This window comes from Alistipes sp. CAG:29 (assembly GCF_000435435.1).
In the GTDB taxonomy this organism is placed as follows: domain Bacteria; phylum Bacteroidota; class Bacteroidia; order Bacteroidales; family Rikenellaceae; genus Alistipes; species Alistipes onderdonkii.
On record NZ_FR893507.1, the window covers coordinates 209,045 to 221,062 of the forward strand.

Here is a 12,018-nt window from a genome sequence, read left to right on the forward strand (position 1 = left end):
TGCCCTTGAGCGGAAGCAGGTAGTTCATGTAGGAGAACATACCCTTCTTCATCTCGCCGCCGTACCAGGTGTTGAGGATAACCTGCATTTTCTCGGTGAGGTTGAAAACGACGGCCGTCTCGGAGTTCAGGCCGAGTTTCTTATAGTTCTTGACCTTGGCCTTCGAAGCGTTGAGCACCACGAAATCGGGCTCGCCGTATTTCTCCAGTTCGGCGTCGGTCGGACGGATGAACATGTTCTTTACGAAATGGGCCTGCCATGCGACCTCCATGATGAAACGGATCTTGAGGCGCGAATTCTCGTTGGCGCCGCAGAAAGTGTCCACGACATAGAGTTTCTTGCCCGACAACTCCTGGGTAGCGAGTTTCTTCAGCTCCTTCCAGGCAGCCTTCGTAACAGGCTTGTTGTCGTTCTTATATTCATCGGAAGTCCACCAGATCGTATCCTTGGTGGTCTCGTCCATTACGAAGAACTTGTCCTTGGGCGAACGGCCGGTATAAACGCCGGTCATCACGTTCACGGCACCGGTCTCGGTCAGCTGGCCTTTTTCGAAACCGCGGAGCCCCTTCTTGGTCTCCTCGCGGAAAAGTTCGTCGTACGACGGATTGTACACGATCTCGGTCACACCCGTGATCCCATACTTTTTCAAATCCATTTTGTCCATAATAATTGTTATTTTAATAAAACATCAAATCCTTGATTAACCTAACGTCGAAAATCCGCAAGACCGGACTTTAACCGCACAAAGGTAGAAAAACTTTTACACTTGTGAAAAAACTAACAGTGAAAAAAGCAAAAAATATCCATTATTTTTCCCGATGCCTGTATATGATTCATTTATAAGCAGCTATCGTATCCCCCAAAGCCGCAGGAAAACCCGGCTCCATATCCTGCTGCAAACATACGGCCGCAATCCGCACCGGGGCTCCGCAGGATGGAATTCGAGGCGGACGCACAGGCCGCACTTCGGTCGAAATGCCCATCGACGGCGCACGGCACTCCCGCCCGACGGAACGCCGCCCGGACAAAAACAATGACGGGAGAGGGCGCTTCCGGAGCAACCGCATCGAAATCAGGAAACCGGAGGTATTTTCCGTAAATCCGATCCGGCAGCCAGACCCGACGCACGGGCACCGAAAAAACCGGGGCGGAAAGGGACGACATCCGGGAATTTTTCCTATCTTTGATTAATCAGCCCTTATACAAAACATCGTTATCATTATAATGCGCCCGATAAAAATACGCCACGACAGGATCTGCCTGAAACCGTTTTCGATCGAATGGGTAAACTACCATTGTTTCTCCATCCTGTTAATTATTTCCGGGATATTCTTTTCCTGTTATTTTATCCGCGACCTCATTCAGGGATTTCGGGATCGGTATTGGCTGGCCGCGCTCCTGCTGTTCGGCGCGGGCTTTGCTCTCCATGTGTTACAACGCAGGAAACTGAAGTTCAAGAGTATCCCGCTCTCCGGGCAACCCGACGGACTGAAAGATCAGATCCGGAAACTGCTGTCCGACGAGGGATGGAGGATCGAATACGACAATCAGCGTTATTTGCAGGCCACAAACCGAAAGGGCATCCCCTATCTGGACTGCGACTTGCTGATCTTGAGCTGGAGAAACGATGAAATCCGGTGGGCTCTGGTCTACGATCCGTGGTATAACATCGCAGGGGGAATATTTACGTTCAACAGATACGGACGGAAAACCGTAAAGGCGATAAAGGCGCTCGCCGCCGAACCGGCGGAAACTCCTGCTCCCCGAAAACTCGGATAGGCCATGGCCGGACTCTATTTCCACATACCGTTCTGCAAACGCATCTGCGCCTACTGCGACTTCTACAAGAGCGCCCGGCTGGAGCAGATGGACGGCGTGACAGCCGCCATGCACCGCGAACTGGACGAACGGCAGGATTACCTGCGCGGCGAAGCGGTCACGACCCGCTATTTCGGCGGCGGCACGCCTTCGCTCTACGCACCCGCCGCGCTGAAAGGACTGCTGGATCATGCCGCGCTGCTGTTCGACTGCTCCGGCACCACGGAAACCACCCTCGAGGCCAACCCCGACGACCTGACGGAAAATTACCTCGACGGGCTGCGCGAAGCGGGCATAGACCGGCTGTCGATCGGCATCCAGTCGTTCGACGACGGGTGCCTGAAGCTGATGAACCGCCGCCATACGGCGGCACAGGCCATCGGTGCGGTGCGGGCGGCACAACGCGCCGGGTTCGGGAACATCACCGCCGACCTGATCTTCGGCATTCCCGGCTTCGGCGGGGATTCGCTGAAAAGATCGCTCGACGGAATGCTGTCGCTCGGCGTACAGCACATTTCGGCATACCATTTGACCATCGAACCCGATACGGCCTTCGGCCGCCGTGCGGCACGGGGCGAGTTCCGCGCCGTGGACGAAGAGGTCAGCGAGGAGGAGTTCCTCACGGTGCACGATACGCTTACGGCCGCCGGATTCGAGCATTACGAGGTTTCGAACTATGCCCTGCCGGGATTTCGAGCCCGTCACAACGCCTCCTACTGGCATGGGACGAAATACCTCGGCATCGGGCCCGCAGCCCACTCGTTCGACGGCGAAGAAAGGCACTGGAACGCCAGTTCAGTGGAAAAATACATAGCAGGCGCTCCCGCCGGGAAGGAAGTGCTGACCCGACGCGACCGGTTCAACGAATATGTCATGACGGCGCTCCGGACGGTCGAGGGGATCGATCTGGAAGAGGCCGCGGCACGTTTCGGAGCAAAACGGCTGGCGCGGATGCAGGAAGAGGCAGCACCGTTCCTCCGTTCGGGTACGCTCCGCATAGCCCGGGGGCGGATGGCCCTCCCGCCGGAAAAATTCCTGATTTCGGATGCCGTGATCGGGGCACTTTTCGAAACATAACACGACATGCAACGATGTGAAACAGAAATGTTAAGTTATTATTAAATATTTTTACTAATTAATCGAACAAGGTTGTTTTATATAAATATAAGTATTACCTTTGCAGCGGTTTTCAACCGATTCATCGAGTAAATTACAAACAAGCACGACAAATATGAGTAATGCAAAACTGACTCCCGACTACCTTTTCGAGGTGAGCTGGGAGGTCTGCAATAAGGTCGGCGGCATCCATACCGTCATCTCGACCAAAGCACAGACCGTAACCCGTAAATTCGCCGACCGCTATATCCTCATCGGGCCCGACCTCCAGCACGAGGGGGCGAACCCCGAATTCGAGGAAGACCCCGACATGCTGAAGGCATGGCGCCAGAGCGTATACAGCGACGGCCTCCGGATCCGCGTGGGACACTGGAAGATCAAGGGCGAGCCGACGGTGATCCTGGTGGACTTTACTTCGCTGATCCCCCGCAAAGACGAAATACTCAAGAAACTCTGGGAGACGTACCACGTGGATTCGCTCTCGGGACAGTGGGACTACATCGAGCCCGTGCTCTTCGGCTATGCCGCGGGCATGGTCATCGCCTCGTATGTCGACAACTTCTGTAACGCGACGGACAAGATCGCCGCGCATTTCCACGAGTGGATGACCGCCGCAGGCGGACTCCACCTGCGCAAACACGCCCCCTATGTGGCCACGCTCTTCACGACGCACGCCACGGTCATGGGGCGCTGCATCGCCGGCAACGGCCTGCCGCTCTACAACGACCTGGCGAAATTCAATGCCGACGAACTGGCCCGGCAGTTCAACGTCGTGGCCAAACACTCGATCGAGAAGATGGCCGCCACGTACCACGACGCCTTCCTCACGGTCAGCGACATCACGGCCAACGAATGCAAATACCTGCTGGGGCGTGAACCGGACGGCATCACCCCCAACGGGTTCGAAAACGACTTCGTATGGACGGGCGAGGAGTACGACGCCAAACGTGCCGAAGCCCGCACGGCGATGATCTCGGTAGCCGAAGCCTGCCTCGGGCACAAGTTCCGGAAGGAACCGCTGATCGTCGGCACCAGCGGCCGCTACGAATTCCGCAACAAGGGGCTCGACGTATTCATCGAGTCGCTCAAAAAGCTGGCCGCCTCCGACCGTCTCAAACGCGAAGTCCTGGCCTATGTCACCGTTCCGGCCGCCAACCGCGGCCCGCGTGCGGACTTGCAGGCACACCTGGCCGACCCGGCCAGCCCGATCGACGGCGGACAATACAAGTATTCGACCCATTACCTCGAATACCAGAACAGCGACCCGATCGTGAACGCCCTGAACGGCAGCATCCTCACGACCGACGATTCGAAGGTGAAGGTGATCTTCGTGCCGACCTACCTGAACAAGGCCGACGGCATCTTCAACAAGGATTACTACGAACTGCTCGTCGGTATGGACATCACGGTATTCCCCTCCTACTACGAACCGTGGGGCTATACGCCGCTCGAATCGGTGGCATTCTCGGTGCCGACCATCACCACGACCCTCGCAGGGTTCGGGCTGTGGGTCGACAAGCAGCGCGAGCACCTGGGCGTGGAGGTCATCCGCCGCGACGACTACAACGACAAGGAGGTCGAGGAGAAGATCGCCGACTCGCTGCTGCGCTTCAGCGCGCTGGACGAGAAACATGTCTCCGAGATGCGCGTTTCGGCCTACGAGATATCGGAAACTGCGCTCTGGGAGCACCTTTTCGCCGCCTACGAACAGGCCTACTCCGAGGCTGTCGAAAGTTCGGTGATCCGTACCAACCGCGCCGTGCTCGACGAGAGCAACGCCCGCAACGAACAGATCAATTTCGTACGCCAGCAGCTCTTCGCCGAGAAGCCCAACTGGAACCGCATGATGGTCGACAAGACCCTGCCCAAGCGCCTGCATGCCCTGGAAGAACTTTCGCGCAACCTCTGGTGGTGCTGGAACCCCGGGCCCCGCGACCTGTTCGAAGGCATCGACCCGGCACTCTGGGCCGAATGCGAGCGCAACCCGATCGCTTTCCTCGACAAACTGAGCGTGGAACGCATGAAGGGGCTCGAACGCGACGAGGCCTTCCTCGGGCAGCTCGACGCCGTATATGCGCAGTTCCGCGACTATATGAACGAAAAACCCGACCCGAAGACCCCCACGATTTCGTATTTTTCGATGGAATACGGCCTGCACTCGTCGCTCAAGATCTACTCGGGCGGCCTGGGCATACTCGCGGGAGACTACCTCAAGGAGGCCTCGGACAAGAACGTCCCGATGGCAGCCGTGGGCCTGCTTTACCGGTACGGCTACTTCACGCAGCGCCTTTCGGCACAGGGGGCGCAGGAGGCGACCTACGAGGCACAGAATTTCTATAAACTCCCGATCTCGCCCGTGCGCGACGAAGCCGGCAACTGGCTGACGGTCACCATCGCCTTCCCGGGGCGTACGCTTTCGGCGCGCGTCTGGAAATGCCAGGTCGGCCGCACGGATCTCTACCTGCTCGACACGGATTTCGAGGCCAACCTCGAGGAAGACCGCCAGATCACCCACTACCTCTACGGCGGCGACTGGGAGAACCGCCTCAAGCAGGAAATCCTGCTCGGGATCGGCGGTATCCGCGCACTGCGCGCACTGGGCATCAAGCACGACGTGTTCCACTGCAACGAGGGACATGCCGCGTTCATCGGCATCGAGCGCATCCGCGACCTGGTGAACCACAAGAAGCTCTCCTTCTCGGAGGCGCTGGAGGTGATCCGTTCCTCGTCGCTCTTCACGACGCACACCCCCGTGCCCGCCGGGCACGACGCCTTCCCCGAGTCGATGATCCGCCAGTACATGTCGCACTACCCCGACGTGCTGGGCATCACCTGGGAGCAGTACATCAACCTGGGCAAGACCAACCCCAACGACCCCAACGAGAAGTTCTCGATGTCGGTGCTGGCCTGCAACCTCTCACAGGAGGTCAACGGCGTATCGTGGCTCCACGGCGAAGTGTCGAAGGAGATCCTGGGCAACATGTGGCCGGGTTATTTCAAGAACGAACTCCACATCGGCTATGTCACGAACGGCGTACACTTCCCGACATGGATCGCGACGAACCTGCGCCGCCTCTACGCCCGCTATTTCGCCGACGGCTTCGAGGGGCACGCCTACGACATCCCGGCATGGCAGAAAGTCCACAACATCCCCGACGGGGAGCTGTGGGCCGGGCGCATGCACCTCAAGAACAAGCTCATCAAGCATATCCGCAAGCGTTACAGCGACCCCAGCCAGGTGCGGCTCGACTCGCCGCGCCAGATGTTGCAGGTCATCGAGGGCATCAAGCCCGACGTGCTGTCCATCGGTTTCGCACGCCGCTTCGCAACCTATAAGCGCGCCTACCTGCTCTTCACGAACCTCGACCGGCTCTCGGCCATCGTGAACAACAAGGAGCGCCCCGTGCAGTTCATCTTCGCCGGCAAGGCCCACCCCAACGACAAGCCGGGGCAAGACCTCATCAAACGCATCGTCGAAGTGGCCGCCATGCCGCAGTTCGTGGGCAAGATCCTCTTCCTGCAGAATTACGACATGGAGCTGGCACGCCGCATGGTGCAGGGCGTCGACGTATGGCTCAACACCCCGACCCGTCCGCTCGAAGCTTCGGGGACGTCGGGCGAGAAGTGCGTCATGAACGGCGTGCTGCAATTCTCGGTGCTCGACGGATGGTGGGTCGAAGGCTACAAGGAGGGCGTCGGGTGGATGCTGCCCATGGAGCGCACCTTCGCCGACCAGCACTATCAGGACGAGCTCGACGCCGAAATGATCTACAACACCATCGAGGAGCAGATCGTCCCGAAATACTACGACCGCGACAAGGACGGCGTACCCCACGCATGGGTGGAGTCGGTCAAGAAATGCGTCGCGGACATCGCATCGAATTTCACGACCAACCGCATGCTCAACGACTACGAGGAGCGGTTCTACAACAAGCTCGCGGCACGCAAGCACCGGATCGTCGAAGGCGGCTACAAGCTGGCCCGCGAGATCGCAGCATGGAAACGCAAGGTCTCGTCGGTATGGGATCAGATCCGTGTGATCGACGTACAGCGTGTGAAAATCGACAACAAGGCGATCTTCGTAGGCGAAAAGTACCATTTCGAAGTGACCGTGGACATCGTCAGCCTGCGTCCCGAGGACATCGGCGTGGAGATGGTCATCGCACAGCAGATCGTCGGCGGGCAGAATGCCAACGTGATGCGCACGATCGGGCTCAAGCACACCAAGACCGAAGGCAGCCGCGTTACCTACGCACTGGATTATACGCCCGACGAAGCCGGCACGTTCGACGTGGCGCTGCGTATTTTCCCGGAGAACCCGCACCTGCCCCATCGCATGGATTTTGCATTGGTAAAATGGGCTTAGCGAATTTGGGCCTAATAATGTAAAAAAGATATGAATTTTCGGAAATGCGATTGTCTTTTCATGAAAATTCAGCTATCTTTATAGAACGAACCGTATTTTTTTGAAGGACATGTCAGCACTTACTTTCGACAAAAGCGAATTGGGCAACCTGGAGTATTCGCTCCAGCGCGAAATGCTCTCCACAGACCGTATCGGCGGATATATGAGCACGACTATCGTCTGCTGCAACACCCGCCGCTACCACGGCCTGATGGTAGCGCCCATCGACGACAGCGACAGGACGTATGTCCTGCTCTCGTCGCTCGACGAAACCATCGTCCAGCACGACCAGACATTCAACCTGGCCCTGCACCGCTTCAAGGGGGTATACGAGCCGCGCGGACACAAGTATATCACCGATTTCAAATATACGCCGACCCCCACGATCACCTACCGCGTGGGCGGCGTGATCCTGCGGAAGGAGATGCTGTGGATACACAAGCGCACGCAGCTGATGATCCGCTATACGCTCGTCGATGCGCATTCGGAAACCCACCTGCGGCTGCGGCCCTTCCTTGCCTTTCGCGACAAACACGCGCTGACGCATGCCAACATGGATGCCGACGGGCACTCCTACCCGGCGGTCAACGGCGTGAAATGCCGCCTCTACGGGTCGTTCCCGTGGCTATACCTGCAAACCAGCAAGCCCGGCGCGGAGTTCGTGCCCGCACCCGACTGGTACTACGGGTTCGAATACCAGCAGGATCTGGCGCGCGGTTACGACGGTTACGAAGACCTGCTCACGACGGGCTATTTCGAAACGGAACTCAAGAAGGGCGAAAGCATCATCTTCTCGGCCTCGCTCGACGAAATGGGCTCGGTCAAGACCATCGAAGAGGTATTCGCCGCATCCATCGCCCGGCGCACGCACAAAATCGACTTCATCAGCTGCCTGGAGCACTCGGCGCGGCAATTCGTCATCCGGCGTCCCGGCGACCGCACCGAAGTGGTGTCGGGCTACCCGTGGCACGGGGTTTCGGGGCGCCAAACCTTCGTATCGCTCCCGGGGATCACGCTCGAACAGGGGCATAAGGAGGACTGTATCGACGCCCTCGACACGCTGGTGCGCGAAATGCGCGACGGCATGTTCACGGGCAACGCCTCGGCGGCCGTCGCAGCGGATGCCCCGCTGTGGTTCTTCTGGACGCTCCAGCAACTCGAACGGGAGGTGGGCGGCAAGCAGATATGGAAAGCCTACGGCCCGGCCATGAAAGATATTCTGGAAAGCTACCGCCGGGGAGTCGGCGGCCGCGTCGCGCTGCATGACAACGGGCTGGTGTGGGCCGCTGCGGACGACGTCCCGATGACATGGATGAACGCCCTGATCGACGGCCGCCCCGTCACTCCGCGCAACGGTTATCAGGTAGAGGTGAACGCATTGTGGTACAACGCCGTATGCTACACGCTCGAGCTGGCCGGCAAACACGGCGACAAAGCCTTCGTCAAGGCCTGGGAGTCGCTCCCGGCACGCACGCAGGCGTCGTTCGTCGAACTGTTCCGCCTGCCGGAAGGTTATCTGGCCGATTTCGTAGGAACGGACGGGCCCGACAAATCGACGCGTCCCAACATGATCGTCGCCTGCGGGCTGAATTATAAGATGCTCGACGAAGAGCTGCAACTGGAGGTGATCCGCACCGTGCGCCAGCACCTGCTCATCCCCAAGGGGCTGCGGACACTCTCGCCCCGCAACCTGCTCTACAAAGGTTCGCTGGAAGAAGGCTCGCCCGCAGAGCGCGATTTCGCGGGCAAGAACGGCTCGGCATGGCCGTGGCTGCTGCAATTCTACGTCAAGGCATGTTTCGATATCGACGGGGACGCATTCCTGCCGCAGGCCCGGGAGATACTCGCCAATTTCGACGAAGACATCCAGAGCTACGGTATCGGGTCTATTTGCGAGCTTTACGATGCCGACCCGCCCTACGCATCGCGCGGCGCTATCTCGCAGGCGTGGAGCGTCGGGGCCGTGCTCAATATCCACAGCATGATCCGCGAGCGTACGCAGGAGGAGATCCGGGAAAGCAAAACCGCGGGGAAAGCCGCGAAGGCGGTGAAGCCCGTGGCGAAAAGCATTGCCAAAAAAGCTGCGGTAAAGAAAACCGCAACGGACAATATGCCAAAGAAAACTGCGGCAAAGACGGCCATCGCAAAAGAGGCCGCAGAAAAGAAATCCGCAGCGAAAAAGAGTGCGGAGAAGAAACCGACGGAAAAAAAGCCGGCCGCAACAAAGGCCGCGACAAAAAAGACAAAGACTGGGAAATAACAGGCTGTGACGGGAGGAAAATCCTGCCAAGGCGGGATTCCGGGGCGTCCGGACTTGCAACCGCGGCTTGTGGCCGTGAGCCGGGACGTTCCTGTGAGAGGAAAGGTAAAAATTGCAAAACAAGGATATAGTTATGAGAGTTTTAATGTTCGGTTGGGAGTTCCCGCCCCACATCGCGGGTGGTTTGGGAACGGCATGTTACGGGATGACCCGCGGGCTGGCACGCAACGATGTCGACGTAACATTCGTAGTACCCCATGCCTACGGCGACGAGGATCAGCGATTCACGCACGTCCTGAATGCCAGTGACGTGGAGGCGCTTTACGGATCTACGGGAAGCGGCGCGGACGATATTCTCGAGAAGATGTCGTTCATCCACATCGACTCGAACATGGTACCTTATATCTCCCCCGAAGAGTATGAACAGTACCAGGAGCGCTACGTCAAATCCGGACAGAAAGTCTGGTCGACGACCGATGCCTGGAAACAACGCTATACCTTCTCGGGCAAGTACGGCGCCAACCTTATGGAGGAGGTCGCCCGCTATGCCGTAGTCGCGGCGCAGGTGGCCAAAGACCTCGAAGGGCAGTTCGACGTGATCCACGCCCACGACTGGCTCACCTACTACGCCGGTATCGCCGCCAAGCGCGTATCGGGCAAGCCGCTGGTCGTGCATATGCACGCCACGGAATACGACCGCAGCGGCGAGAACGTCAACACGCAGGTCTACGCCATCGAACGTGCAGGCATGCATGCCGCAGACCGGGTGATCGCCGTTTCGAACCTCACGCGCAACATCGTCATCAACCGCTACGGCGTCCCGGCCGACAAGGTCGTGACGGTACACAATGCCGTGCGGTTCGCCGCAGGCCAGTGCAAAATGCCCGAACGGGGCGTGGACGACAAGATCGTCACGTTCCTGGGGCGTATCACCTACCAGAAAGGGCCCGACTATTTCGTCGAAGCCGCGGCCAAGGTGCTGAAGAAAGTCCCCAACGTACGTTTCGTGATGGCCGGCTCGGGCGACATGATGAACCATGTCATCCGCCGCGTGGCGCGGCTGGGTATCGCCGACAGGTTCCACTTCACCGGATTCCTGCGCGGCGAGGACGTACACAAGATGTTCCAGTTGTCGGATGTCTACGTCATGCCGTCGGTCTCGGAGCCGTTCGGCATATCGCCCCTCGAGGCAATGCGTTCGAACGTCCCGGTGATCATCTCCAAACAGAGCGGCGTGGCCGAAGTACTCGACTATGCCGTGAAGGTCGACTATTGGGATGTCGACGCCCTGGCCGATGCCATCTACGGGCTGATCCAGTACCCGGCGCTGGCGGGAATGTTCGCCTCGAAAGGCCTGGAAGAGGTCACGAACCTGAAATGGAACGATGCCGCAGCCAAAATCAAAACCGTATACGAAGCGGTGATCGAAGAGAATAAAAAACAATAAAATAGCTACCCTATGAAAACCGTCTGCTTATATTTTCAGGTACACCAGCCCTGGCGACTGAAGAAGTACCGCTTCTTCAACATGGGCAAGGACCACAACTATCTGGACGACCTGCTGAACCGCTCCATCATGCAGAAAGTCGCCCGGCAGTGCTACCTGCCGATGAATGCCCTGCTGCTGAAGCTCATCCGGGAAAACAAGGGTAAGTTCCGCTGCTCGTTCTCGATCACGGGCATCGCCATCGAACAGTTCCGCACCTATGCGCCCGAAGTCCTCGAATCGTTCAAGGAACTGGCCGCCACGGGTTGCGTGGAGTTCCTCGCCGAGACTTACTCCCACTCGCTGGCCTCGCTGGCTTCGAAGGAGGATTTCACCGAACAGGTAAAGCTCCACACGGCGCTCATAAAAAAGGAATTCGGGGTGAAACCGACCGCCTTCCGCAATACGGAGCTGATCTACTCCGACGACATCGGCGCCGCCGTGGCCGAAATGGGCTTTCGTACGATGCTGGCTGAAGGCGCCAAACACGTGCTGGGCTGGAAATCGCCCAACTATGTATACGCCAACGCCGTCAACCAGAAGCTGCGCCTGCTGCTGCGCAACTACAAACTCTCGGACGACATCGCCTTCCGCTTCTCGAACCGCAGTTGGAACGAATGGCCGCTGACGGCGGACAAATATGTGAAATGGCTCGCTTCGGACGATACTCCGGGCGAGGTCATCAACCTCTTCATGGACTATGAAACTTTCGGCGAACACCAGACCGCCGACACGGGAATCTTCGAGTTCATGCGCGCGCTGCCGAAGGCAATCCTCGCCAAGAAAAACGGTCTGGAGTTCGCGACCGTCACCGAAGCCGCCAAGAAACACCAGCCCGTAGCAGTACTCCACTGTCCGCACGTGATGTCGTGGGCCGACGAGGAGCGCGACGTGACGGCATGGCTCGGCAACGAGTTGCAGAACGAAGCGTTC

The 12,018-nt window shown here is 58.4% G+C and carries 7 protein-coding genes; 6 read left to right on the forward strand and 1 reads right to left on the reverse strand.

The features are described 5' to 3' along the window. Window positions 1-664, reverse strand: a 664-nt coding sequence (locus QVP03_RS13705; RefSeq protein WP_288210847.1) for a phosphoenolpyruvate carboxykinase (ATP), incomplete at its 3' end; no start/stop codon positions are given. Window positions 665-1,224: 560 nt separating this feature from the next. Here QVP03_RS13705 and QVP03_RS13710 point away from each other — a divergent pair. The 6 genes from QVP03_RS13710 to QVP03_RS13735 all read left to right on the forward strand — a co-directional run. Beyond that, the gene (locus QVP03_RS13710) at window positions 1,225-1,779 is read left to right on the forward strand and encodes a hypothetical protein (RefSeq protein ID WP_022333951.1); all 555 of its coding nucleotides are present in this window, start codon (window positions 1,225-1,227) and stop codon (window positions 1,777-1,779) included. 3 nt (window positions 1,780-1,782) lie between these two features. Beyond that, window positions 1,783-2,895 (forward strand): radical SAM family heme chaperone HemW, encoded by a 1,113-nt coding sequence (gene hemW, locus QVP03_RS13715; RefSeq protein ID WP_022333952.1) that lies wholly within the window; start codon window positions 1,783-1,785, stop codon window positions 2,893-2,895. Between the two features lie 154 nt (window positions 2,896-3,049). Then, the gene (gene glgP, locus QVP03_RS13720) at window positions 3,050-7,300 is read left to right on the forward strand and encodes an alpha-glucan family phosphorylase (protein WP_022333953.1); all 4,251 of its coding nucleotides are present in this window, start codon (window positions 3,050-3,052) and stop codon (window positions 7,298-7,300) included. Window positions 7,301-7,409: 109 nt separating this feature from the next. Then, window positions 7,410-9,599, forward strand: a complete 2,190-nt coding sequence (locus QVP03_RS13725; protein WP_022333954.1) for a glycogen debranching enzyme N-terminal domain-containing protein — start codon at window positions 7,410-7,412, stop codon at window positions 9,597-9,599. Window positions 9,600-9,732: 133 nt separating this feature from the next. Continuing rightward, entirely contained in the window at window positions 9,733-11,046 is a 1,314-nt protein-coding gene (locus tag QVP03_RS13730) for a glycosyltransferase family 4 protein (RefSeq protein ID WP_022333955.1), read from the forward strand. A 12-nt stretch (window positions 11,047-11,058) separates the two neighbouring features. Next, a partial coding sequence (locus tag QVP03_RS13735; protein ID WP_288210848.1) for a glycoside hydrolase family 57 protein occupies window positions 11,059-12,018 on the forward strand: 960 nt, incomplete at its 3' end.